We start from the raw sequence: 25367 nt of genomic DNA, 5'->3' as shown, positions 1-25367 counted from the left end.
GAACAACGGTAAGTCAGGCGGTGGTCGTCCGCATGCCGCCGACTGTCTCCCGGCGTCACCACGCGACCGGCAGCTCAACCGGATAACGCCAGATCGCCGTCCTGTTCCAGGGCACTTCGTCGGCCGGCTTGGCCAGCCTCAGGTCCGGGAAACGCTCCAGGAGAGCGCCCAGGGCGACTTCGAGTTCGGTGATGGCCAGCGGCGCGCCCAGGCAGTGGTGTCCGCCCCAGCCGAAGGTCATGTGATTCGGGCCCTGGCGTTCCAGATCGAGCTCGTCGGCCCGTTCGAACTTCTCCGGGTCGCGATTCGCCGTCAGATAGGAAACATGCACGATGTCTCCCTTCCGGATCTGTACGCCGCTCAATTCCACATCCTCCAGGGCGACCCGGGGAATACCGACGCCCTTTCGGAAGGGAATGAAACGCAGCATTTCCTGGATCGCCTGCGGCAGCGTCTCGGGCCGCTCGCGCACCGCGGCCAGCTCTGCCGGCCGGGTGAGCAGCAGGTAGCTGAGGTTGGCGATTTCGTACGTGGTGGTGTCCTGGCCGGTGATCAGCAGCACCATGGCCATGACGGTGAGTTCCTTGTCGTTGAGGATCTCGTCGCCGTCCCGCGCCGTGGCCAGGGCGCTGATCAGGTCGTCCCCCGGGGCGCGGCGCCGCTGCGCGGTCAGCTCCTGGAAGTAGGCACGCATGTCGGCCTTGGCGCGCACCGCGTTGTCCCGGTTGTCGAGGCCGGTGTTCATCATCGTCCGGGCGTGCCCGCGCAGCCGGTTGCGGTCCTCCTCGGGAATGTCGAGGACCTCGCAGATCGTGGTCAGCGGAAGCGGGGAGGCCAGGCTCTCCATCAGGTCGGCCGGCGAGCCGTGCTCGGCCATCCGGTCCAGCAGCTCGTCCACGACGTGCCGGGTGCGGACCCGCATGCGCTCCACGTGGCGCGGGGCGAACGCCTTGGAGACCAGGCTCCGCAGGCGGCTGCTGGCGGGCGGGTCCATCACGTTGATCGCCTCGTCCTGGACGATCGGTTCGGGCGTCATCCGGGGGAAGTCCCGGCCGACGACGGCGTGCCGGCTGAAGCGCCGGTCGGTGGTGACCGTGCGGACGTCGTCGTAGCGGGTGACCAGCCACGCCTCGCCCTCGCCGTACGGCAGTTTGATGCGGGCGACGGGCTCCTCGGTCAGCAGGTGCCGGAGCGTGGGGTCGAACTCGATCCCCTCTGCGTAGTCGAACGGGCAGTGGTGGACGGTGGGACCGCGTTCCATGGTGACCTCCGAAGTGAGACCGCACCTTTTCAGGTGAAATCCTGGTTCAAAGGTCATATAACGGCATCTCCATCGTGATCCGGCCGGGGGTGCCGGAAGTGCCGCTCCCACCGCCCATCAGGGCGTCCGTCGGCCCGCGTGGCCGGTCAGCGGGTTGCGCCAATCGGGTGGCGGGGTCACTCGCTGTCACACCGTGCCGGCCCGCTCCCTCCGGTCCAGCTGCTCGCTCCTCCTGGCGTCGGGCTCCGCCGAGTTGCGGATGGCGCCCCAGCGCCTGGCGGTCTCCTCGTGGATGAACCAGATGTCGTCCTCGGACAGGCGCCGGGAGACGACTCCGGGGAACGCCTCCTCGAAGAAGATGTACGGCGCCCGGTTGGCGATGTCGGGGGAGTGGTAGTCGAGCTTGTCGTGCATGCCGTGGGCGCGGGTGATCTTCGTGGCCGGGTGATAGGTGAGGATGTTGGGACTGGCGAGCACGATGAGCCCGTCGTCGACCAGCGCTCCGACCTCGTGCACGGTCTCCTCGATGGTCGCCCGGGTCTCGCCCTCCAGGCCGAAGAGCACCGAGCTGCCGACCGGGATGCCGGCGTCCCGGACGCGCTCCAGGGCCGTACGCACCTTCGCCTTCCAGGGGAAGTCGGTCAGCCGCCGGATGTTCTTGTGCACATGTTGCATGACCTCCGTCGACATGCTCTCGATGCCCATGTAGAGATAGCTGCACCCGGCGTCCCGCAACGCCGCCAGCATGTCCCGCACCTCCTGCTCCTTGTGGAGCGTGGTCAGCAGGTCCGCGGTCACCTGGCAGCCGAACTGGAGGTTGCGCAGCCGCTCCCAGTCCCCCTCGTCGGTGATCCACCGGCGGCAGCCCTCGGGGAGCTTCTCCGGTCCCTCGACGGTACGGGCCGCGTGCAGCAGTGCGCAGAACTCCCGCATCAGCGGGAAGGACCCGGTCCAGAAGATCGAGTCGTCGAAGAAGACGGCCTGCGCCCCGTAACTGACGTATTCGCAGAGCCGCTCCAGGGCGGTCTCCGCCGGGGAGCCCCGGAAGCGCTTCAGCCCGCCGACGACCAGCGCGGACTCGGAGCAGAAGTCGCAGTGGTACGGGCAGGCGTTGGACACCGTCATGTGGGCCGTGCGGGCCGGGGTGCCGTCCGGCAGCGGAAAGACCGGGAAGCGCGAGCGGATCGCGAACCCCTGGTAGGACGAGGGCAGTTCGGCCAGGTCGAACTTCTCACCCGCGACGGGAAAGGCGTGCACCGTCGACCCGTCCACGGCACACAGCAGGGAGTTGCCCGGCACCCGCACGCCCGCGGCGCCGAGCAGCCGCAGCACGCGGACCACCTCCGGCACGGTGGCCCGGGTGCGGTCCAGGTCCATGGCCAGCGCGATCGCCTTCATCAGCAGGTCCAGCGCGAAGTGGCCCTCACCGCTGACGCAGAAGTCGACGACCGCGTCGGTGCGCCGGTCGGCGACGGCCCGCAGCGTGCTGCTGTACTCCAGGACGACGGCGCGCCGCGCGGCGGAATACGTCATCGTCTCGTCCATGTGCCGGCCGCCGAACACCACCAGGCAGTCGGGCATTTCGTCCTTGACGATGCGCGCCATCTCCAGCGCGTAGCGGTGGCCGGGGGACACCGTGCTGACGAGGAAGACCCGCGGCCGGCGTCGGCGCACCTCGGCCCGCAGTTCCGCCCGGGCCTCGGCGTCCCACACCCGGGGGTCGAACACCGTGGAGTCCGAGGTGCCGGCGCTCACCCGCTGCGAGGGCAGGCCGTGTTCCGCGCTCAGCCGGTGGCTCTTCTGCGGCGGCGTGCCCCAGTCGGGACACAGATCGCTGAACGGCGCCTCCGTTCCCGGCCCGCGCCGGGCGGAACGCAGCGCGCTGTCGACGGGGACGCTGAGCGCGGCGTAGAGACACATGGGGTCACCGGGGTAGGTGATTTCCCCCTCGGGTGAGGTCATGACCGGGGCGAGCGCCGCGAGCAGCGGGAAACTGCGGGCGTGCCAGGGCACGTCGTCCGGTGTGGCGCAGCCCGTCCGTGCGACCAGTCCGGCGATCCGGTTCTCGCGCAGCTGCATCAATTCCCGGGCGGCGTCCGCAGTCATGGCCGCGGCGGTGCGGAAGAAATCATGAACGACCGTCTGGCTTGCGAGCATGCGTAACTCCCGAGGGGTGGTCAACTCCGAGATGAGCCATGCGGGCCTGCGCGTCCGTCCCCGTCGGCGCACGGGTGGCGGCGGGCCGGACGGCCGGCTTGCCGACGCGGCGCGATGCAGGAAAGTAATCCACCGCCCCGTGAGCCACGGCAACCTTTCCGCGGCCCCGCCGCGGCCGCCCGGTTTCCTCGTCGCGGGGCGCGGCACAATCCGCTTGTCCGGCTTTTCCCGGCGGACTTACAGTCCCTGGATGGCAGGGAACACCTATCGCGCACTCCTCACCCGGCCGGTGCTGAGCTGGGCCGCGGTCGCCGTCGCGGCGCGCCTGCCGGTGGCGATGGCGCCGCTGGCGCTCGTCTTCCTCGTCCGGGAACGGCCCGGCGGATATGTCCTCGGCGCCGAACTCGCGGCGGTGTACGTGGTGGGTGAGGTTATCGGCGCGGCGCTGCTGGGGGCGAGGCTGCGGCCGGACCGCGCCCGGCGGCACCTGGCCGGCGGGCTGGGCGCGGGGGCGGCGGCCTTCGCGGGACTCGGCCTGCTGCCCGGGGCCCCCGACGTACTGCTCGGGGTGTTCGCGCTGCTGGCCGGCGCGGCGCCGGCCGCGTCCCCGGGCGGGCTGCGCGCCCTGCTGACCGAGCACGTCGAGCCCGGACTCGTCGCCAAGGCGCTGAGCGCGGAGGCCACCTTGAACTACGCGGTGTGGGCCGCCGCACCGGCCGCGGCGAGCGCCCTGGCGTTCGGCCTGGCCCCGTACGCCCCGCTGCTGCTGGCGGCGGCGCTGATGGCGCTGGCGGTCGCCGGGCTGTGGGCCCTGCCGGGCGGCTGGGCGGCGGACGTGTCCGACCGCGGCGGCGTCTCGATGCTGCGTACCCTCGTCGCCGCCTGGCCGGTGTACGTGTCCGGCGCGGCAGCCATGTCGCTGCTCGCGCTCGCGGAGCTGGTGCTGCCCGCGCTCCTGGAGCAGCGCGCCCTCGCGGTCGGCTGGGCCGGGCCGCTGCTGGCCGGCTACTCGCTCGCGGCGGCGGCCGGTGCGCTGCTCTACGGACTGCGCAGCTGGCCGGGCCGGATCGGCACCCAGAGCCTGGTGCTGCTGCTGGGCGTCACGGGCTGCGTGGCCGCGGCCGCGCTGCTGCCGTCGCTCGGCGCCATCGCGGCGGCGCTCGCCGTCGCCGGGCTGCTGCAGGCGGGGGTGCAGGTGACCCGGGCGCTGGGGCTGCGCGCGGTGCTGCCGCAGAGTGCCCTGGCCGCGGGCTACTCGATGATGTACTCCGTCGTCGGCGCCGGCTACGCCGCCAGCGCCTCGCTGTCCGGAGCGGTGCTGGGCGTCGCGACGCCCGCCGCGGCGATCCTCGCCGGGGTGCTGCTGACCCTCCTGCTCACCGCGGCCAGCGCGGTCGGCGAGCTGCGCCTGGCCCGTTCCCGCAGCCGTACCCCGGCCCGGCCGCCGGGCCGCACCGCTGCCGTACGGAAGGGCCCCGCCCCGGCCGAGCAGCGGACCCCTTCCTAGCGGTCCTCAACGCGGCGCCAGGGCGGCGATCCGGGACGGCAGGTGCTGCCAGACGTCGGGGGTGTAGAAGTGCCCGCCCGGCAGTTCGTCGTGGCGGAAGGCGCCCCGCGCCAGCGTCCGCCACTGCTGCGTGGTCCGCGGGTCGATCACCTCGTCGTCGGCGCCGGTGAGGACCTGCACCGGGACGCCGACCGTCGCGCCCTGCCGGTGGTGGAAGGAGTCGCGGACGCGCAGGTCGGCCCGCATCAGCTCCACGGCGATCTCGCTCAGATCCGGGTCGCCGAGCACATGCTCCGGCATCAGCCCGTACGTCGTCATCCAGTCCATGAGTTCGTCGTCGGACTGCGACTGCGCGGGGAACATGTCCTGCGGGGTGAGGCCCCGGCTGGGGGCGTTGGCCGAGGAGACCACCACGGCCTCCGGGAGCGGGCCCCCCTGCTCCTCGATCCGGGCGGCGACGTCGAAGGCCATCCAGCCGCCCATGCTGTGGCCGAAGAGGACGTACGGAAGATCCGCCGCGGACCGCACCGCGGCCACCGCGTCGGCGGCCAACGCGTCCCAGTCGTCGGCGAATTCCTCCGCGAAGCGGCCCTCCCGGCCCGGGTAGCAGACGGCCGCCAGCTCCGTGCCGGGCGGCATCACCTCCGTCCAGGCGAGGTACGAGCCGGCCCCGCCGCCGCAGAAGCCCAGGCAGATCAGCCGCCTGGTGGCCGCGGGGACCTGCTGGGGGCGGACCACGACGGTGTCCTGCATGGGCGGCGTCTCTCTTCTCGGCAGCGGGGGAGGGGGACGGGAGGGGCGGCGGCAAACATCGTCAACGGGGCGGCGCGTTCGGTGCGTTGTGGCTCGCCACGTGACGGGCCAGGTCCCGCAGCCGCGGGTGCCGGTAGACCTCCTTGACCGAGATCACCACCCCCAGGTTCCGCTTGAGGCGCCCCACCACCCGCAGCGCCATCAGCGAGTGCCCGCCCAGGGCGAAGAAGTCGTCCTCGGCGCTGATCCGGCGCCGCCCCAGCACCTCCGACCACACCTCGGCGATCAGCTCCTCGAACGGGCCGTCCGGTTCGGCCGCCGCACGTTCCGCCGGCCCGTCGCCGTCCGGGGGCTGCGGCAGCGCGGCGGTGTCGAGCTTGCCGTTGGGCGTCAGCGGCAGCGCGTCGAGCGGTACCCAGTCCGAGGGCACCATGAAGTCGGGCAGCGCCGCCGCGGCGTGCTCCCGCAGCCGCGCGGCGGAGAGCACCGCGCCGCCGGCCGGTACGCAGTACGCCACCAGCCGTTCGCCCGCCGGGCCTTGGTCCCGGACCACGACGGCGGCGGCGGAGACGTCCCGGTGCGCGCACAGCACGGCCTCGATCTCGCCGGGCTCCATCCGGAAGCCCCGGAACTTGACCTGCCGGTCGGCCCGTCCCAGGTACGCCAGGGTGCCGTCGGCCCGGCGCCGTACCCGGTCACCGGTCCGGTACATCCGCGTACCGGCCGGGCCGAACGGGTCGGCGACGAAGCGCTCCGCGGTCAGGCCCGGCCGGCCGGCGTAGCCGTGGGCCAGCCGCGGTCCCGCGAGGTACAGCTCCCCCTCGCCGCCGTCAGGCACCGGCCGCAGTCCGTCGTCGAGCACGTACAGCCGGCCCCCGGGCAGGGCGTCGCCGAGGTGCGGGGTGTCGCCGGTGATCCGGGCGGCGGTGGCGTCGACCGTGCATTCGGTCGGGCCGTAGAGGTTCCAGCCCTCCAGGCCGGCCGACCCGGCGATCTCGCGCCAGGTCCGCGCGGGCACCGCCTCACCGCCCATGAACAGCCGCAGCGTACGGCCACCGGCCCGGGGCGCGCCGAGGGCGGTGCGCAGCAACTCCCAGTGGGAGGGCGTCAGATCGAGGTCGTCCACCCCGTGCGCGTCGAGCAGGGCGGCGAGCCGGGCCGGGTCCTTGCGGTCCTCGTCGGACAGCACCACCACGGTGTCGCCCCGGCACACCCGCGCCCACTGCTGGACGGACGCGTCGAAGGAGACGCTGGCGTTCCAGGCGACCACCCGCGGCCGGGGACCGTACACCCCGGCCTCCTCCAGCGCGGCCAGCAGCGCCGCGACCCCGCCGCGGGACACCTCGACGCCCTTGGGCCGGCCGGTCGAGCCAGAGGTGTAGAGCACGTACGCGGGGTCGCGGGGGTCCGGCGCGGGAGCGGCCGGCGCGCCGGGGCCGTCGTCGGCCGGCGCCGCGGGCCGCGGCTCACCGAGCCGCGGCACACCGGACGCGTGCGGCACGGCGCCCGCCGTCGCGATCAGTGCCCGTATCCCGGCGTCCCGGGACATGAACTCCAGCCGTTCGGGCGGGTATTGCGGGTCCAGCGGGACGTACGCGGCGCCCGCCCGCCAGACCGCCAGCAGCGCGACCACGAGCCCGGCGCCGCGGCCGAGCGCGACACCGATCCGGTCGCCGCGTGCCACACCGAGCGACGTCAGCTCGCCGGCCAGCGCGCCGGTACGGCGGTCGAGTTCGGTGAAGGTCAGCGTCTCCTCGCCGGCGCGTACCGCGATCCGGTCCGGGTGCGCGCGGACCGCCCGCCGGAAGCGCACCAGCGCGTCGAGGGGCTCCCGACCGGGGTCAGCCTGAACGGACTCCATGGACAAGCTCCTTGTGCCGGCGGAGGTGGGGTGGGTGCGGCGGTCGGCCGGTGCCGTCAGGCGAACGCGGCGGCGGGCGGGACGGTGGGACGGCAGTCGGACAGCTCGACGGGCGCTCCCATGGCCACCGCGATGGTGCGGTCCCCGCGGAACGGGTCCCGGCCGTGCGCGGTCAGGATGTTGTCGACGAGCAGCAGATCGCCGGGCCGCCAGGGCTCGCGGACCGTCGCCGCGTCGTAGGCGGCCTGGATGGCCGCCAGGTCCTCCCTGGTCAGCGCGGTGCCGTCGCCGAAGGCGGTGTTGAAGGGCAGGCCGTCCGGCCCGAACTCGTCGACCAGGGTCTCCCGGAGTTCCTCGTCCAGCGACCACTCGTTCCAGAAGACGAGGTGGTTGAACCAGACCTCCTCCCCGGTCGCCGGGTGGCTGATGATGCCGGGCCGCACCTGGCCGGTCCGCAGCTGCCCCTCCTCCCGCCAGTCGTGCGCGATCAGGTTGTCCGTGCAGTAGCGCGCCACCTCGCCGGGGTCGTCGGAGCCGAAGGCGCTCCGCCAGTCGGTGGAGACCAGGTCGGAGTAGCTGCGGCGCAGCAGCCAGCCGGTGGCGCGCATCTTCGCCACCAGGTGCGGCGGCAGCGCCCCGAGCACCGCGCGGCAGTCGGCGACCGGTGTGGCGCCGCCCTCGTCGGGGGCCACCAGGCAGGCGAAGAGCAGCAGGCCGGGAAAGGTCAGGGTGTAGCTGTTCTCGTTGTGCAGATGGATCCGCTGGGCGGCCGGCAGGTCCGTGGAGGAGTACACGCCCCGGCCGAAGTCGCTGCGCGGGGTGGCCTTCTCGCGGTACGGGGTGGGCTCGGGGATGAGCACGTCGCGCACCTCGGCGACATCGCCGGTCCCCGCCAGCGGGAGCCCGCGAAGCAGGACCGCGCCGTGGGTGTGCAGGGCCCGGGTGAGGGCGGGGCGGGCCGCGGCCAGCCAGCCGCGGGCGGCGGCCGCGTCGGTGAACTCCGGGACGCGGGTCCGGGCGGGTCTGCCGGGGAGGACTTCCCAGGTGAGCGACGGGACATCCGGCGCGTCGGCACGTTTCACGATCGATCAGCACCTTTCACTCCGTGAGGACGGACCACTCAGCGAGGACGACCACGCGACGGGGACGGGAAGGCGGTACGGCCCGCCCCGGGGGTCAGCCGCCGTGACCGCCGAGCGCGGTGTTGGCCGCGAGGTCCAGGCGGTCGACCATCCAGGATTCGAGGCTGCTGTCGCTCCGCTCGGCGGCGGCGCGGTAGCGGGCGATGCGCTCCGGCGTGAGCTGTATCCCGACGGAGGCCGTCTTACGGGCGGCGTCCGGCTCTTCCTCCCTGGCACCCCGCACGTTCGCCCGCAACTGATTGCGTGACCAGCCGAGTTCCTGGGCCCTGTCGAGCCAGTAGTCTTGCTCATGGGGCAGCAGGGACGCCACCTCCGCATGGTGGTTGAAGCTGAGGGTGTCCCGCCGGCGGGACACCTCGAACCGCCGCGCCACCCACGCGTAGTTGCGCAACGTCTGGTAGTCGAGGCCGACCGCGTCGACGGCCCTGCGGTAGCGGTCGGTGTAGCGCCACTGGCCGTAGACCAGCCAGTCGCCCAGGCACCAGGCGGACGAGTTGGCGACGGCCGAGATCCGGCGGCCCGCGCTCTCCCAGGTGTCGTAGCTGAGCGCGGACGGTATCTGGAGGCCGACGCGGGTCACGAGGACACCGTTGCGGGCGTTCTGCCGGTGCGGTGCCGAGCGACGTTCCCCGGCCGGCCCGGAACGCGGTGGGGTGCCCAGGGCTGCGGACGATGTGCTCAAAGCTTCTCCTCGGTGCAGTTGCTTCCGACCGGGCCGACCGGCACCGGCGCATCCGCGGCGGGTCACGGGACGGTCGGCCCGTGGACCCAGCACACGACTGAGGTGAACGCAAGTCCAGGAATTGCTCGAACGGGGCCTCAGAACGGCCCGGTGTACGGCGTCATGGTCCGGCCCCAGGCCGAATCGCCGTAAAAGGCTCCGGAAGCCGCGGGGTTGAGGGAGTCGGCGCTCTCGGCGGTGGGACCGGACTGATCAATTCCGTATCCGACGGCGGTGGCCAGGGCAGCGGCGACGGAAAGAACGCGCATGATGCGACGCATTTGTGGTCCCCCATTGTGCGGCCAAGGATGTGGCTGGCGCCTCGGACAATCCTCTTCGGCCTGGCCGGATCGATGGTCTGCACAAGGGGTGCACGAATGTAACCTGCACACTTGTGAACGATGGAGAACTGGGTCGATGCCGGTGCAATGGGGGTGAATTACTCCCGGGCCGTGTTTGTGGTGACGCGCTGAGCTTCTACCGGCGCGTTCTGCGCGAGGGGACGGCCTGCCAGGACGCCGCGCCACCGTGCCTGCGCGCGCTCGGACTCGTCGCCGACGACCCCGGGGCGCCGGGCGCCACCACCGCCGTGCCGCCCGAGGCCGCGGCGATCGCGGCGCTGCGCCCGATCGAGGAGGCGATCGCCGACCAGCAGCGGACCTACCGCTCCGTTCAAGCCATGCTGACCGTCTTCACCAGAACCTACGACGACGCCAGGATGCACGAGCAGCCCACCCTCACCGTCCTCACCGGCGCCCAGGTCATCAGCAACGCCCTGGAAGCCGCCGTGGACGGCTGCCGTGAGGAACTCCTGACCGCCCAGCCCGGCGGCGGGCGGCCCGCGCACCTGCTGGGCGAGGCGCTGGAGCGCGATGTGCGGATGCTCGCGCGCGGCGTCCGGCAGCGGACGCTCTACCAGCACACCGTGCGCTCCCACGCCCCGACGCTCGCCTACATCGAGAAGGTCACCGCGGCCGGTGCCGAGGTGCACACCCTGGTCGAGGTGTTCGAGCGGATGATCATCTGTGACCGGGAGGTGGCGTTCATCCCCACCTCCGAGGAGCGCAGCGACGGCGCGCTGCAGATCCGGCACCCCGCGCTGCTGCGCTTCCTGGCCGTGCTCTTCGACAACGCCTGGGCCCGTTCGGTGCCGGTCGGGACGGGCGGCGTACCGGCCCGGTCCCCGCTGATCATCTCCGACGTCCAGCGGGCGATACTGCAGGCCGTGGTGTCCGGGGAGACCGACGACTCCATCGCCCGCCGGATGGGGATGAGCCGCCGCAGCGTGGCCAACCACATCAGCCGGGTCTCCCGGCAACTGGGCAGCGGCAGCCGGGCCCAGCTCGGCTACCTGCTGGCGACCTCCGGGCTGCTCCGGCGCGGCGAACCGGCCCGGCTCGCCCCGCCGGGACGCCGCTTCTGAACCGGCCCGGCGCCTCGGTCAGGCCAGGGTCACGGTGCCCAGCCCGCGGGCGGCAGCGGCGTCCCGGCAGCCCGACAGCAGCAGCGCCTCCCGGAATTCGGTGTGCAGCAGGCGCAGCACCAGCTCGGCCCCGGCCGCTCCGTCCAGCGCCAGCCCCCACAGCAGCGGGCGGCCCAGCAGCACCCCCTCGGCACCCAGCGCCAGCGCCCGCAGGACGTCGGTGCCGCCGCGGATCCCGCTGTCCAGCAGCACCCGGCAGCGCCCGGCCACCGCGTCCACCACCGGCGCCAGCGCCGTCACGCTCGGTACCGCGCCCGCCAGTTGGCGCCCGCCGTGGTTGGACACCACCACCGCGTCCACGCCCGCCCCGGCCGCCTGTACGGCGTCCCGGGGATCGAGCACGCCCTTCAGCACCAGCGGCAGCCGGGTGTGCTCCCGCAGCCAGGCCACGTCCGCCCAGCCCAGCGCCGGTTCGAAGGCCGACCCGGTGTGCGTGGCGACCGCCGAGCGCCCGGCCCGCCGCTCGTGCGCCAACGAGGCCGCGCCGCCGGTGAGATGGGCCGCGGTGACCGACTCCGGCAGGCCGAACGCATTGCGGATGTCGCGCAGCCGCCGGCCCATCACCGGCACGTCCACGGTCACCACGAGCGCCCGGCAGCCGGCCGCCTCGGCCCGGCGCACCAGCGCGCGCACCCGGCCGCGGTCCCGCAGCCAGTACAGCTGGAACCAGAGGTCCGCGCCCTCGGCCGCGATCTCCTCGACCGGGCAGCTGCTGAGCGTGCTGACCACGAAGGGCACGCCCGCCGCACGGGCCGCCCGGGCGGTGGCGAGCTCGCCGTCGGGGTGCAGCAGCCGGTGGTAGGCCATCGGCGCGACGGCGACCGGCAGCGCGGCGGCCGTGCCCACCAGGTCCACCGCGCAGTCCGGCTCCGCCACCGCGGTCAGCACCCGCGGCACCAGCCGGACCCGGTCCAGGGCGGTGCGGTTGGCGGCCTGGGCGGACTCGTCACCGCTGCCGCCGGCCACGAAGTCCCGTACGGCAGCCGGGAGTACGGCCGCCGCCGCGCGCTCGACGTCGGCAAGGCACAGCGGCTCCGCCGCGGCCGGCGCGCTCACCGCGTGGCACCCGACCTGTTCTCCTGCAGCTCGACGGCCTCGTACAGCGCCTTGATGTTGCCACTGCCGAACGTGCGGGCCCCGAGCCGCTCGATGACCTCGAAGAACAGCGTGCCGCGGGGGTGTTCGGAGCGGGTGAAGATCTGCAGCAGCTGGCCGTCCTGGTCCGCGTCGACCAGGATGTTCAGGTCGCGCAGTTCGTCGACGGAGTGCCGGGACAGCGTCAGCCGGCCGGGTATCAGGTCGTAGTAGGTGCTCGGGGTGTCCAGGAAGCCGATGCCGCGGGACGCCAGCCGCCCCACGGAACCGACGATGTCGTCCGAGGTGAAGGCGACGTGCTGGACCCCCGCCCCGCCGTGCGCCGTGAGGAACCGGTCGATCTGGCCCGGGGACCGGGTGGTGTCCGGTTCGATCAGGGTGAGGGTGACCGTGCCGGCGTCGTTCTGCACCACGATCGAGTCCATCGCCTGGGCGCCGACGATGATGCGCTCGGTGAACACCGCGGCGAAGCCCAGGGCGCGCTCGTAGTACTCGACGGTGGGCCCCAGCCGCCCCGGCTCCAGGCACACCGCGATGTGGTCGACCGCGTGCAGCCCCCTCTCCAGGGGGGCGGGCCGGCCGGCCGCCGGCACCGGACCGGCCGCGGCGGTGCGCTGCACGAAGGTGTGCGCCACATCGCCGAACCCGGCGACCGAGGCGGTCAGGACACCGCCCCGCTCGGCCGGCCCGGCCAGCGGCTCGGCGCCCCGCCGCACCGCCTCGGCGAACGCGCCGGCGGCGTCCGCCGTGCTCAGCGCGATGTCGCAGATCCCGTCGCCGTGCCGCTCGACGTAGCGGGCCGCGGGGTGGTCGGGGTCCTCGGCGGCGGTCAGCACGAGCCGGATGCGGTCGGCGCCCACGGCCAGCGAACGGGCGCCGCCGCCGGGCGTGCCGACGGCGTCCGGCCCGGCCAGGACGCCGAATCCGTAGCGTGCGGTGAACGGCTCGGCGGCCTCGGCGAGGTCGCGGACCGCGAAGCCGAGGTGATCGATGGCGAGCCCCTGGAGGGGGCCGTCGGCGTGGGTCATCCGGGAGTCTCCTTAAGGGTGGTGGGCGCTCAGCTCACCGATGAAGGCGGCCAGCCGGTGCAGGCCCTCGCGGATCTCGTCCGGGGTCAGCTGGCTGAAGGACAGCCGGATCTGCCGGCGGGCCGCACCGTCGCCGTAGAAGTGGTGGAGCGGGGTCCAGAGCACCTTGTGCTTGCGGGCCGACAGGGCGAGCAGCGCGTCATCGGCGGCGAACGGAAGGGTCAGGACGACGAAGAAGCCGCCGGTGGGCGCGTTCCAGGTGACCTCGGGTGAGCTGCCGGGCGGGAAGTGCTCGGCCAGCCCGTCCAGCACGTGCCGGAGGTTGTCCCGGTAGACCTGTGCCTCGCGGGTGTTGGCGGCCCGCAGGTCGCAGTCGTGGGTGAGCAGCTTGCCGCCGAGGACGGCCTGGGCGAGCGGCGGGGTGTTCACCGTCAGCATGCTCTTGATCTTGGCGAGCTGGTCGGCGAGCGACTGCCGCCCGCCGGACTCCGGGCCCGCCCCCGTCACCGGCTGGTCCGCGACGACGAAGCCGATGCGTGCCCCGGGGAGGCCCGTCTTGGCGTACGACCCCAGGTAGACGACCTGCCGCGCGGAGTCCAGCGCCTTCAGCGCCGGGGGCCGCCCGGCCGTCCCGTGGAACAGCCCGTAGGGGTTGTCCTCCAGCAGCAGGAAGCCGTGCTCCTCGGCCAGCGCCAGCAGCCGTTCACGGGTGTCCCGGGGCATGCTGATGCCCGAGGGGTTGGCGAAGTCGGGGACCACGTACAGGGCCCGCGGCCGCAGACCGTCCGCCTTCGCCCGCTCCACGGTCCGCACCAGGTCGTCCAGGTCGATGCCGTCCGCCGAGTTCGCGACCGGCAGGACCGGCAGGTCGGCGAGTTCGGCGGCCCCCGACAGGCCGACGTAGCAGGGGATGACGGCCAGTACGGCGTCCCGCTCGGTCCGGCGCAGCGCCCGCAGGGTCAGGAACAGCGCCTCCTGGCAGCCGACCGTCACCACGATCGATTCCGGGTCGGCCTCGATGCCCTCGTCGATCCGGAGGTTCTTCGCCACCAGGTCGTGAATGATCCCCTTGGTGCGGCCGTACTGGAGCAGCGTGCGGCGCACCCGCGCCTCGTCGCCGCCGGCCCCGGCGCGGACGTGCGCCACGAACCGGTCCAGATAGCGGTGCACCGCCCCGATGTCGAAGAAGCCCTCGTACGGTCGCCCGGCCGCGAACGACAGGGCGTCCGGGTACTGCTGGGCCACCTCGTTGAGGAAGTTCATCGACTCGATGACCGGCGAGCCCAGCGACCCGTGCAGACCGGGGAGTTCCAGGTCCACCGGGTCAGCTCCGGGAGTCCGGCGCGGCCGTCGCTGCGACGAGGGAGGCCGGCCGCAGATCGGTCCAGTGCTCCTCGACGTACCCGGTGCACTCCGCACGGGGGCGGTCGTCCAGCCGTACCTCCCAGCCCGGCGGGACCGGTGCGAAGGCGGGCCACAGCGAGTACTGGCCCTCGGGGTTCACCAGGACCTTGAAGGTGCCGTTCTCGTCGTCGAAGGGGTTCATGGCGCGGGGCTCTCCCGGGGGTCGAGGGCGAAGGTGTGCAGCGGCTGGTCCGGTGCGGCGGCCGCGGCGCGCAGCAGCCGGACGTACCGGTCCGCCAGCCGTTCCACAGTCGCCCGGTCGAACAGCTCGGTGGCGTATTCCAGGCTGATGTCCAGGTCACCGGGCGCGCCGTCGGCGTCGGTGCGGCTGACCGCGTCGAAGGCGAGGTCGAAACGCGCCGCGCCGGTCCCCGCCAGCCGCCAGTGGTGGCGGGTGCCGTCCAGTTCGAGCGCCGAGTCCTCGGTGTTGAGCAGGCCGAACGCGATCTGGAACACCGGGTGGTGGGCCAGGCTCCGCGGCGGGTTGACGGCCTCCACCAGCAGGTCGAAGGGGACGTCCTGGTGGGCGTACGCGGGGATCCACGCCTCGCGCACCCGGCGCAGCAGCTCACCGAAGGTGGGGTCGCCGGAGGTGTCGGTGCGCAGCACAACGGTGTTGACGAAGAAGCCGACCAGATCGTCCAGTGCCGGGTCGGCGCGCCCCGCCGTCGGGGTGCCGACGACGATGTCCTCGCCCCCGCCGAGCCGGGTCAGCAGGCCCGCCAGCGCGGCCTGGAGCACCACGAAGAGGGTGCAGCCGGCGGCCCGGGCCAGCTCGTCCAGCTCCCGGCGCAGCTCCGCGGGGACCGTGAACCCGACCACCGCGCCCGCGCCGCCGGCGTACTCCGGGCGGGGGCGGTCACCGGGCAGCGGCGTGCACAGGGGGATGCCGGCCAGCGCGGTACGCCAGTGCGCGAGCTGCCGCGCCAGGAGGCTGCCGGGGTCGTCGCGGTCGCCCAGCACCGTGCGCTGCCAGGCGGCGTGGTCCCGGTATTGGACGGGCAGCGGCCGGAAGGCGGGTGCCGCGCCCGCCCTCCTGGCCGCGTACGCCCGGGACAGGTCGCGGAACAGCGGGGTGAAGGACCAGCCGTCGGCGGCGATGTGGTGCAGCACCACCAGCAGGACCTGCTCCTCCCCGGTGCGGAACAGCGTCACCCGCAGCGGCGGCTCGGTCTCCAGGTCGAAGGGTGCCCGGACCGCGGCCGTCAGCAGCGCGTCGAGTGCGGCGAGCCGGCAGTCGGTGACGGTGAGCCGGACCGCGGCGTCGGCGGGGTCGAGGATCCGCTGGTGGGCGGTCTCCCCGTCGGCCGGGAAGACCGTGCGCAGGGTTTCGTGGCGGGCCGTCACATCTGCCAGGGCGGCGTCGAACGCCGCGGTGTCCACCGGCACGGACAGCCGGAAGAGCAGCGGGATGTGATAGCCGGGGTCGGCGTCCGCCATCAGTTGGTAGAGCAGCCACAGCCGCCGCTGGGCGTGCGAGAGCGCGACCGGGCCGTCCGCGGGCGCGGCGGCCGGCGGCACGGGCCCGGCACCGGTGTCCGGCCGGTCCGCCAGCCGGGCGGCGAGCCCGGCGGGCGTCGGGGCCGCGAACAGGTCCTCCAGACCCGGCCGCACGCCGAGCGCCGACGCGATGGCCGCCGCCGCCCGGGTCGCGGTCAGCGAGTGCCCGCCCAGCGCGAAGAAGCTGTCGTCGATGCCGACCCCGGCCACCCCGAGGACGTCCGCGAACACCTCGCACAGCAGCCGCTCGGCCCGGTTGCGCGGCGCCCGTCCGGCGCCCTCGAAGACCGGTGCGGGCAGCGCCCGCACATCAAGCTTCCCGTTGTTGGTCAGCGGCAGCCGCTCGACCACCACACAGGCGGCGGGCACCATGTGTCCCGGCAGGTGCGCCCGCAGCGCGTCGAGGAGCCGGGCCGGCCAGTCGCCCCGGGCGCCGTCGGCCGGCGTGGCGGGCACGACGTACGCCACGAGGTGGTGGCCGCCGTGGCGGTCCGGGAGCGTGACCACCGCGGCCCGGGCCACGTCGGCGCGGCGGGTCAACTGGTGCTCGATCTCGCCGAGTTCGATCCGGAACCCGCGCAGCTTGACCTGGTTGTCCTGCCGTCCGAAGTACTCCAGCAGCCCGTCCGCGCGGCGCCGCACCAGGTCGCCGGTGCGGTACATCCGGCTGCCGTCGCCCGCGAACGGGTCCGCGACGAAGCGGCCCGCGGTCAGTGCCGGCCGCCCCCAGTAGCCCCGGGCCACTCCCCGCCCGGCGAGATACAGCTCGCCCACCTCGCCCGCACCGACCGGGCGCAACTCCTCGTCCAGGACGTGGGTGCGCACCCCGGCCAGCGCGGAGCCGATCGGGACGGGGCCGTCACCGACCTCCGTGACGAGGTGCCGGGTGGCGAAGACGGTCACCTCGGTCGGGCCGTAGACATTGACGACGGAGCGCGGGCCGGAGGCCGCGAGCGTCCGGGCGACCGCGCCGGGGGAGGCGACCTCGCCGCCCATCCACACCTGGCAGCCGTGCGCGAAGGCGTCCGGGGACTCCTCCGTCAGCACGTTGAACATCGAGGGCGTGATGAAGGTGGAGGTGATCCGCTCCTCGGCGAGGGTCCGTGCCAGCTGCGCCGCGTCCAGCCGGCCCGGTGGCGCGACGACCACGGTCCCGCCGCGCAGCAGCGGGACCAGGATCTGGTACACCGAGGCGTCGAACTCCAGCGGCGACTGGAGCAGCACCCGCCGGTCGATGCCTTCCCAGCACCCGTCCGCGGCGAAGGCCACCACGTCCCGGTGGCTGATCGCCACGCCCTTGGGGCGGCCGGTCGAGCCCGAGGTGTGGATGACGTAGGCGAGTTGCTGCGGGTGCACCGGCGGGGGCCCGGCGACCGGTGGCAGGGCGCGGGCCGTCAGCTCACCGACCACCCGGACGTGCACGCCGCCGGGGCCGCCGCCGCTGCCGTCGCGGAGCGCGGCGGCACGCTCCGGGCGGTCGACGAGGACGAGCCGGGTGCCGCACTCCTCGACGACCGTGCGCAGCCGGGCCGCGGGCGAGCGGATGTCCAACGGCGCGTACGCGCAGCCGGCCTTCAGTGTGCCCAGCAGCGCGACCACGACGTCCACGCCGCGTTCCATCAGGATGCCGACGCGGTCCTCGGGCGCCACCCCGAGAGCGGTCAGCGCTCGCGCGAGAACGTCGCTCTTTTCGTCGAGTTCCCGGTAGGAGAGAGCGGTACCGCCTTGACCGACCGCGGTGGAATCCTTGTTCTCGCCCACTCGCGCGGCAAATACCGAGGTGATGGTGCCCGGCGCTTCCGGCAAGCCGAATCCCCTTTCCGCGCGATGGATCGCCCTGTTCTGCATTCGGCTTTCGCTGCGGTCTTTCGCCACCCTCGGGTGGCGGCGAACGGCAACGTAGGGGGGCGGCCGAATGAGTGTCAAGGAACGTCCGCCGTCCCGCCGGCGGGACACCCTCCGGCGCTTGTGCGGCTTTGCCGGGGCGGGTTCAATGGGCGCCGAAAGCGCCTTTCCTCGAAATCCGCACGCATCCCTTCGTCTCGCTTCGCATTTCCGGTGAGCGCATTCGGGGGCATCGGGAGCGCACCGAAGGGACGCGTACACGAGGAACGCCCCGGCCGTCCCCACCGGATCCCCGTCGGATCCCCAGCGGATGAGGTCTTCCCCTATGACACTGGACGGTACCGGTGCCGCGCCCCGCGGTCCGCAGGAGGAGATCCTGCGCGGTCTCTTCGCCGAGGTCCTCGACGTCCCCGACGTCGGCCCCGACGACAACTTCTTCGCCCTGGGCGGGACGTCGATGCTGGCCGTCCGGATGGTCAACCGGATCCGGGCGGTGCTGGGCGTCAAGATCGGCGTGCGGGCACTGTTCCGCAGCCAGACGGCGGCGACGCTGGCCCGGCACTTGCACGGCGAGGAGCCCGCGCGGCGCCCCGTGGCGCGTGTCGCACCGCGCCCGCCGTCGGTACCGCTCTCCTCCGGCCAGCGCGGTCTGTGGTTCCTGGACCGCCTGGAGGGGCCGAGCGCGACCTACAACGTGCCGCTGGTCACCCGGATCGAGGGCGTGGTGGACGAGGCGGCGCTGGCCGCCGCGCTCGGCGATCTCGTCGCCCGGCACGAGGCGCTGCGGACGCTGTTCGGTGCGCGCGACGGCGAGCCGACCTCGCGCGTACTGCCCCCGGACGAGGCCCGCACGGGCCTGCCGGTGACCACCTGCACACCGGACGGGCTGCCCGCGGCGGTCGCCGCCGCCGCGGCGCACGTCTTCGACCTCACCGCCGAACTCCCGCTGTACGCCGAGCTGTTCACCACCGCGCCGGACCGCTCCGTGCTGGTCCTGGTCGCCCACCACATCGCCTGCGACGGCTGGTCGGTGAGCCGCCTGGGCCGGGACCTGTCCGTCGCCTACGCCGCGCGCCGCCACGGCCGGGCCCCGCAGTGGCAGCCGCTGCCGGTCCAGTACGCGGACTTCGCGCTGTGGCAGCGGGCCTGGCTCGACGAGGAGTCCGTACCCGGCAGCGCGGCCGCCCGCGCGCTCGCCCACTGGCGCACCGCGCTCCGCGAACTGCCCGAGGAGCTGCCGCTGCCCGCCGACCGCCCCCGGCCGCCCCGGGCCGGCTCGGCGCACGGCACCCTGCGGCTGCCGGTCGGCGCCTCCACCCGGGCGGCCGTGAAGCGGCTGGCCCGCGACGGCCACGCCACGGAACTCATGGTCGTGCAGGCGGCGTTGGCGACCCTGCTGACCCGGATGGGCGCGGGCACCGACATCCCGCTGGGCACGGTCGTGTCCGGGCGCGGCGACGAACTCCTCGACGACGTGGCCGGCTTTTTCGTCAACACGCTCGTGCTGCGCACCGACACCTCGGGCAACCCCGCCTTCGGTGAGCTGCTCGCGCGGGTCCGGGAGGCCGACCTGGCCGCCTTCCGCCACCAGGACCTGCCCTTCGACCGGCTCGTCGAGGAGCTCCAGCCGCCCCGCTCGCTCGCCCGCCACCCGCTCTTCCAGGTGATGCTCTCCTGGGCGTACGGCGGCGACCTCGGCCTGGACCTCGCCGGGACGACGTGCGTCACGGACCGGGCGCAGGCCCAGGGCGCCAAGTTCGACCTGGAGTTCGCGTTCGACGAGCGGCCCGACGAGGACCTGCTGGAGCTCTCCCTGACGTACAGCAGCGCCCTGTTCGACGAGCCCACCGCGCGGGCGCTCGGCGAGCGGCTGCTCCGGCTGCTGGACCGGGCCGCGGCCGACCCCGACCGGCCGGTCGGCGAGCTGGACCTGCTCACCGACGCGGAGCTGACGCAGGTGACCCGGCAGTGGCAGGGCGCCGTCCGGCCGTCCGCGCCGGGCTCGCTCGTCGCGGCCTTCGACGCCCGGGCGGCCACCGCACCCGACGCCACCGCCGTGCTCGACGCCGGCCGCACCCTCACCTACGCTCAACTCAGCGACCGCGCCGAGCGGTTGGCGCGCCGGCTGATCGCGGCCGGGGTGTCCGCCGACGCGCCCGTTCCGCTGCTCATGGAGCGGTCGGCGGACCTCCTGGTGGCGCAGCTCGCCGTCCTGAAGGCCGGCGCCGCCTACCTGCCGCTGCACGCCGCCCACCCCGTACCGCGGATGCGGGCGGCCGTCGAGGAGGCCGGCAGCCCGGTACTGCTGGTGGACGAGGCGTTCCGCGGCCATCCGGTCACCGCCGGACCGCACACCGTCCTGACCGTCGGCGCACCGGCCGCCGACGCCGCCGCGCCCCCGGCCGGGCTGCCGGACGTCCACCCCGACCAGCTCGCCTACGTCATGTACACCTCGGGGTCGACCGGCGAGCCGAAGGGCATCGGCACCACGCACCAGGGCGTACTGGACCTGGCCCGGGACTCCTGCTGGGGCCTCGGCCCGGACGACCGGGTGCTCTTCCACGCCCCGCACGCCTTCGACGCCGCCACCTACGAGATCTGGGTGACGCTGCTGTCCGGCGGCTGCGTGGTGGTCGCACCGCCGGGCGCCACCGACGGCGACGCCCTCGCCGGACTGATCGACCGCTACCGCATCACCCGGGTCCATCTGACCGCCGGCCTGTTCCGCACCGTAGCGGAGGACCACGCCGGCTGCTTCGCCTCCGTGCGCGAGGTGCTGACCGGCGGCGACGCGGTCTCCGGACAGGCCGTCGACCGGGTGCGGGCGGCCTGCCCGGACACCGTCGTACGGGCGCTGTACGGGCCGACGGAGACCACGCTGTGCGTCACCCAGACGTCCTGGCTGCCCGGCGAACGGGCCGGCGGGAGCGTCCCGTTGGGCCGCCCGATGGACAACACCCGCGCCTACGTGCTGGACGAGGCACTGCGGCCGGTGCCCGCCGGGGTGCCCGGCGAGCTGTACCTGGCCGGCGCCGGGCTCGCCCGCGGCTACACCGGGCGCGCCGCGCTGACCGCCGAGCGCTTCGTGGCCTGCCCGTTCGGCGGGCCCGGCGAGCGGATGTACCGCACCGGCGACCTGGTCCGGTGGGACCCGCACGGCCGGCTCGTCTTCCTCGGACGGGCCGACGACCAGGTCAAGATCCGCGGCTTCCGGGTCGAACCCGCCGAGGTCGAGGCCGCGTTGAGCGCGCTGCCCGGCGTCGGCCAGGCCACGGTCGCCGTCCGCGAGGACCGGACCGGCGACAAACTGCTGGTCGGCTACCTGGTGCCGGACCCGGCCGGGCCACCGGTCGACACCACCGCACTCCGCGCCCGGCTCGCCGACCGGCTGCCCGACTACATGGTGCCCGCGGCGCTGCTGACGCTCGACGCCCTCCCGCTGACCGCCAACGGGAAGCTCGACCGCCGGGCGCTGCCCGCCCCGCGGTTCGCGGCGGCCGACGGCGGCCGGGCCCCGCGCGGCCCCCGCGAATCCGTCCTGTGCCGGCTGTTCGCCGAGGTCCTCGGGATACCCCAGGTCGGCATCGACGACGGCTTCTTCGAACTCGGCGGGCACTCCCTGCTGGCCACCCGCCTGGCACACCGGATCCGCGCCGCCCTCGGCGTGGACCTCGGCGTACCGGACGTGTTCCGGGCGCCGACGGTCGCCGGACTGAGCGCCCTGCTGGACGAGGGCACCGACGGGGAGGGCCTCGGCGAGGTCCTCACCTTCCGCGCCGAGGGCGAGCGCACCCCGGTGTTCCTGATCCCCGCGGCGAACGGCCTGAGCTGGTGCTACGCGGCCCTGCTGCGGCACATCCCGGCCGGTCACCCGGTCCACGCGCTCCAGGACCCCCGGCTCACCGCGGACCGGGCCGCCCCCCGTACGGTCCGCGAGCTCGCCGCCGGCTATCTGGAGCGGCTGCGCGCGATCCGGCCGAACGGCCCGTACATCCTGGCCGGTTGGTCGTTCGGCGGCACCGTCGCCCAGCAGATGGCGGTCGACCTGGCGGGGCGGGGTGAGCCGCCGGCCCTGCTGGTGCTGCTCGACGCCTACCCCGGCGACGTGCTCGGCTGGGGCACCTCGCTCGACGCGGACGCCCTGGTCCCGCTCGCCCTGGACGGCATCACCGCGCCGGAACCGCCCTATGAGGGCGGCCTGCCCGGAGCCGCGGCTCTCGCGGCCGCCCTGCGCGCGGCCGGCAGCGCCCTCGGCTCCCTCGACGACCGGGCCGTCGGCACCCTGCTCCGGATCGCGCAGCACAATGTGCGCGCGTTGGCGGAGCACCGCCCGGGCAGATACCCGGGGCAGGTGCTCTTCCTCGACGCGGCGGCCCCGAAACACCCCGCGGGTCCCGCGTCCGAGGTCTGGCACCCGCTCCTCGGTGGCCGGGTGGACAGCTACGCCGTCGCCTGCGACCACACCGGCATCGTCACGGCGGACGCCTTGGCGGAGGCCGGGCCGGTCATCGAGGCCGCGCTGAAGGCCACCGAACCCCTGGAGTCCCCGTGAACGCCCAGCAGCCCTCGCTCTCCTGGGAGGACGGCGCGATCGTCACCATCGATCAGCGCGTCCTGCCGCACGCCACCCGGCAGCTCCGGCTGCGCACGGTGGACGAGGTCATCGAGGCCGTCTCCACCCTCGCCGTCCGCGGCGCACCGGCCATCGGCCTGGCGGGCGCCCTCGGCGTGGCACTGTCCGCGCTGCGCCACCGACTGCCCGGCGGCGGCGTCGACCGGGCGGCGGTGCGTGAGGACGCCCGCCGGCTGGTGGCGGCCCGCCCGACCGCGGTCAACCTGGAGTGGGCCGTCCGCCGGGTGCTCACCCGCCTCGACGAGGGCCACCGGGCCGTCCTCGACGAGGGGCTGGCCATGCTGCGCGAGGACGCGGAGGTGAACGGGGCGATGGTGCGGCGCGCGGCGGACCTGCTCGTCGGCCTGCTGCCCGACCGGCCGCTGCGGCTGCTCACCCACTGCAACACCGGCCGGCTGGCCACCACCGCGATCGGCACCGCCCTCGGCGTGATACTCGAACTCGCCGCCCGGGGGCGGGTGGCCGAGGTCCTCGTCGACGAGACCCGCCCGCTGCTGCAGGGCGCCCGCCTCACCGCCTGGGAACTGCGCGAGGCGGGCGTACCGCACCGGCTGTGCGTCGACTCGGCGGCCGCCGCCGCGCTCGCCACCGGCATGGTGGACTGCGTCCTGGTCGGCGCCGACCGCATAGCCGCCAACGGGGACGTGGCGAACAAGATCGGTACGTACGGCATCGCGGTGGCCGCGGCCCGCCACGCGGTCCCGTTCCTGGTGATCGCGCCCGAGTCCACCCGGGACCCCGACCTGGCGACCGGTGCCGGGATCAAGATCGAGGAGCGCGGTGCGGCGGAGGTCACCGAGTGCGCCGGCGCCCCGGTGGCCCCGGCCGGAACCGCCGTCTTCAACCCCGCCTTCGACGTCACGCCGGCCGAGCTGATCACCGCGATCGTCTCCGAGAGCCGGGTCGTCCGGCCGCGCGAGGAGCCCGCGGCGGTCCCCGACGCGCCCCGGCTCGGCGACGCGGTGGCCGCCATGGCCCGCACCCTCTACGAGCGCGGCTGGATGCCCGGCACCTCGGGCAACATATCCGTCCGCCCGGACCCCGCGGAACCGACCGCGCTGATCACCGCCAGCGGGCGGGACAAGGGCGAACTGACCGGCCGTGACATGGTCGCCGTGGACGCCGGTACCGCGCAGCCGGTCGACCCCGACGGCCCCCGCGCCTCCGCGGAGACCGCCATCCACGCCGCGGTGTACCGCACCACCGACGCCCGGGCCGTCATCCACGTGCACGCCCCCTACACGACGGCGGTGGCCGGCCGCCGGTCCCGGGAGACGGCCGGGGCCGGCCGGACCGGGCTGCCGCTGCGCGACTTCGAACTCCTCAAGGGCCTGGGCCTCGCCGATCCGTCCGGCACCGAAATTCCCGTCTTCCCCAACCACGCGGATGTCGGGAGGATAGCCACCGAGGTGGCGGCCCACCTGCGGGACCGGCCGGACGCTCCGCCCGCGCTGCTCATCGCCGAGCACGGGGTCACGGTCTGGGGCCGCGATCTGGCGCAGGCGCGCAACCGGTTGGAGTGCCTGGAGGCGATCTGCCAACTCGTGCTGCTCGACGCCGGCAACCGGCCGGCCCGGGCCGCCGCGGTCTCGCCCGAGACCGTGCCCGAGACCACGCCCTGGGAGGGACAGACCGCATGACGCTCCTTCAGCTGATGCCGGACGACGCACCGGGCACCGTGCTGCTGCGCACCACCGACGCCGCCACCATCGCCGGCGAACTCGCCGGCCACGGCGTCGAGCTGAACCACTGGCCGGTCCGCGGCCCGGTCGCCCCGGAGGACGACAGCGACGAGCTGCTGGACCGCTATCGCGCGGAGGTCGGTGAGCTGTGCGACCGGCACGGCTTCCGCGTCGTGGACGTGGCCCGGCTGCACCCGTCCGACGACCCGGAGAGCGCCGCGCGGGCCGCCAAGGCCCGCACCACCTTCCTGGAGGAGCACCGGCACGCCGAGAACGAGGTGCGGTTCTTCGCCCACGGCCGCGGCTGCTTCTACCTCCACCTCGGCGACCGGGTCTTCGCCACGGTCTGCGAGGCGGGCGACCTGCTCTCGGTGCCGGCCGGCACCCGGCACTGGTTCGACATGGGCACCCGCCCCGACTTCGCGGCCATCCGCTTCTTCGAGGAGGAGGACGGCTGGGTCGGGGACTTCACCGCCGATCCCCTCGCCCGCTCCTTCCCCTCCCTCGACGAGCTCGTCGCCCCCGCGCAGCGGCCGGCGGCCCGGTGAGCCGCGCCCCCGTACGCGCCGTCGTCCTGGACATCGAGGGCACCACCGGCTCCGCCGACCACGTCCACACGGTGCTCTTCCCGTACGCGCGCGAGCGCTTCGCCGCCTGGTTCGCCGCCCATCGCGGCGAACCCCGGTGGACGCGCACCCTGGAGGACATCCGCACCACGACCGGGGCACCGGGCCTCGACGAGGCCGGCGCGGTCGCCGCGCTGCACGCCTGGACCGACGCCGACGTCAAAGCGGCCCCGCTCAAGGCACTTCAGGGCGAGATCTGGGCGGCGGGCTACGCCGACGGCTCCCTGCACGGACACGTCTACGACGACGTACCGGAGGCGCTGGCCCGCTGGCAGGCCGCCGGCATCGAGCGCCACATCTACTCCTCCGGTTCGGCGGCCGCCCAGCGCAACTGGTTCGCCCACAGCAACCACGGCGATCTGACCGGCCTGCTGGACGGCTACTTCGACCTGACGACCGCCGGCCCCAAGCGCGAGCCGGACTCCTACCGCACGATCAGCCGCGCCCTGGCGGTGCCACCCGGCCACACGCTCTTCCTCAGCGACGTGGCGGCCGAACTGGACGCCGCCGCCGGAGCCGGCTGGCAGACCCTCGCCGTACGCCGCCCGGACGACCCCCGCGGCACCGCCGTCGACGGCCACCCCGTCCTCGGCGACCTGACCGCACTGCACCTGCCCACCGACCCCGACCACGATCCCGCCCCCGCGGCGCCCTGACCCGGACAGGACA

18 protein-coding genes are annotated in these 25367 nt (G+C 74.2%); 6 read left to right on the top strand and 12 right to left on the bottom strand.

Features of this window, described 5'->3' with window-relative positions:
* Positions 1-55: 55 nt before the first annotated feature.
* Together SL103_RS26610 and SL103_RS26605 are read right to left on the bottom strand one after the other, a co-directional pair.
* Entirely contained in the window at positions 56-1261 is a 1206-nt protein-coding gene (locus SL103_RS26610) for a cytochrome P450 (protein WP_069571468.1), read from the bottom strand.
* A 186-nt stretch (positions 1262-1447) separates the two neighbouring features.
* Positions 1448-3418 carry a B12-binding domain-containing radical SAM protein gene (locus SL103_RS26605; protein ID WP_208869960.1) on the bottom strand — a complete coding sequence of 657 codons (1971 nt, stop codon included), beginning with the start codon at positions 3416-3418 and terminating at the stop codon, positions 1448-1450.
* Between the two features lie 250 nt (positions 3419-3668).
* Here SL103_RS26605 and SL103_RS26600 point away from each other — a divergent pair, with 250 nt between their 5' ends.
* Positions 3669-4925, top strand: a complete 1257-nt coding sequence (locus tag SL103_RS26600; RefSeq protein WP_069571466.1) for a hypothetical protein — start codon at positions 3669-3671, stop codon at positions 4923-4925.
* A 6-nt stretch (positions 4926-4931) separates the two neighbouring features.
* Here SL103_RS26600 and SL103_RS26595 read toward each other — a convergent pair whose 3' ends face one another.
* The 5 genes from SL103_RS26595 to SL103_RS26575 all read right to left on the bottom strand — a co-directional run bounded on the left by SL103_RS26595 (position 4932) and on the right by SL103_RS26575 (position 9671).
* A complete protein-coding gene (locus SL103_RS26595; protein WP_069571464.1) occupies positions 4932-5678 on the bottom strand; it encodes a thioesterase II family protein in 747 nt (248 codons plus the stop codon).
* A gap of 61 nt (positions 5679-5739) precedes the next feature.
* Positions 5740-7539 carry a non-ribosomal peptide synthetase gene (locus SL103_RS26590; protein ID WP_069571462.1) on the bottom strand — a complete coding sequence of 600 codons (1800 nt, stop codon included), beginning with the start codon at positions 7537-7539 and terminating at the stop codon, positions 5740-5742.
* Between the two features lie 56 nt (positions 7540-7595).
* A complete protein-coding gene (locus tag SL103_RS26585) occupies positions 7596-8624 on the bottom strand; it encodes a TauD/TfdA family dioxygenase (RefSeq protein ID WP_432215407.1) in 1029 nt (342 codons plus the stop codon).
* A 91-nt stretch (positions 8625-8715) separates the two neighbouring features.
* On the bottom strand, positions 8716-9363 hold the full coding sequence (locus SL103_RS26580) for an LmbU family transcriptional regulator (protein WP_279631174.1): 648 nt from the start codon (positions 9361-9363) through the stop codon (positions 8716-8718).
* A 137-nt stretch (positions 9364-9500) separates the two neighbouring features.
* On the bottom strand, positions 9501-9671 hold the full coding sequence (locus SL103_RS26575) for a hypothetical protein (RefSeq protein ID WP_164492902.1): 171 nt from the start codon (positions 9669-9671) through the stop codon (positions 9501-9503).
* A 125-nt stretch (positions 9672-9796) separates the two neighbouring features.
* On the opposite strand from SL103_RS26575, the gene SL103_RS26570 reads away from it, so the two are divergent.
* Complete coding sequence (locus SL103_RS26570) at positions 9797-10825, top strand: LuxR C-terminal-related transcriptional regulator (RefSeq protein ID WP_079145999.1); 1029 nt, start codon at positions 9797-9799, stop codon at positions 10823-10825.
* Positions 10826-10843: 18 nt separating this feature from the next.
* Here SL103_RS26570 and SL103_RS26565 read toward each other — a convergent pair whose 3' ends face one another.
* Genes SL103_RS26565 through SL103_RS26545 form a run of 5 tightly spaced genes read right to left on the bottom strand, consistent with a single transcriptional unit; the run spans position 10844 to position 17673 of the window.
* Complete coding sequence (locus SL103_RS26565) at positions 10844-11941, bottom strand: alpha-hydroxy acid oxidase (RefSeq protein ID WP_069571458.1); 1098 nt, start codon at positions 11939-11941, stop codon at positions 10844-10846.
* Positions 11938-13008, bottom strand: coding sequence for a 4-hydroxyphenylpyruvate dioxygenase (hppD, locus tag SL103_RS26560; RefSeq protein WP_069571457.1), 1071 nt, complete (start codon positions 13006-13008; stop codon positions 11938-11940). Before hppD ends, SL103_RS26565 begins: the two co-directional genes overlap by 4 nt.
* Positions 13009-13020: 12 nt before the next feature.
* Positions 13021-14328 (bottom strand): PLP-dependent aminotransferase family protein, encoded by a 1308-nt coding sequence (locus SL103_RS26555; protein WP_069571455.1) that lies wholly within the window; start codon positions 14326-14328, stop codon positions 13021-13023.
* A 4-nt stretch (positions 14329-14332) separates the two neighbouring features.
* Positions 14333-14554 (bottom strand): MbtH family protein, encoded by a 222-nt coding sequence (locus SL103_RS26550; protein WP_069571453.1) that lies wholly within the window; start codon positions 14552-14554, stop codon positions 14333-14335.
* Positions 14551-17673, bottom strand: coding sequence for a non-ribosomal peptide synthetase (locus SL103_RS26545; protein ID WP_069571451.1), 3123 nt, complete (start codon positions 17671-17673; stop codon positions 14551-14553). The genes SL103_RS26550 and SL103_RS26545 overlap by 4 nt, the downstream gene beginning before the upstream one ends.
* A 409-nt stretch (positions 17674-18082) precedes the next feature.
* On the opposite strand from SL103_RS26545, the gene SL103_RS26540 reads away from it, so the two are divergent.
* Genes SL103_RS26540 through mtnC form a run of 4 tightly spaced genes read left to right on the top strand, consistent with a single transcriptional unit; the run spans position 18083 to position 25354 of the window.
* Positions 18083-22309 carry a non-ribosomal peptide synthetase gene (locus SL103_RS26540; protein ID WP_069571450.1) on the top strand — a complete coding sequence of 1409 codons (4227 nt, stop codon included), beginning with the start codon at positions 18083-18085 and terminating at the stop codon, positions 22307-22309.
* Positions 22306-24030 (top strand): bifunctional S-methyl-5-thioribose-1-phosphate isomerase/methylthioribulose 1-phosphate dehydratase, encoded by a 1725-nt coding sequence (locus SL103_RS26535; protein ID WP_069571449.1) that lies wholly within the window; start codon positions 22306-22308, stop codon positions 24028-24030. Before SL103_RS26540 ends, SL103_RS26535 begins: the two co-directional genes overlap by 4 nt.
* Entirely contained in the window at positions 24027-24620 is a 594-nt protein-coding gene (locus tag SL103_RS26530; protein ID WP_069571448.1) for a 1,2-dihydroxy-3-keto-5-methylthiopentene dioxygenase, read from the top strand. The genes SL103_RS26535 and SL103_RS26530 overlap by 4 nt, the downstream gene beginning before the upstream one ends.
* Positions 24617-25354 (top strand): acireductone synthase, encoded by a 738-nt coding sequence (mtnC, locus tag SL103_RS26525; protein ID WP_069571446.1) that lies wholly within the window; start codon positions 24617-24619, stop codon positions 25352-25354. Before SL103_RS26530 ends, mtnC begins: the two co-directional genes overlap by 4 nt.
* The last annotated feature ends 13 nt before the right edge of the window (positions 25355-25367 follow it).

Source organism: Streptomyces lydicus (genome assembly GCF_001729485.1).
In the GTDB taxonomy this organism is placed as follows: Bacteria; Actinomycetota; Actinomycetes; order Streptomycetales; family Streptomycetaceae; genus Streptomyces; species Streptomyces lydicus_D.
This window is presented reverse-complemented; position numbering and strand designations above follow the sequence as displayed.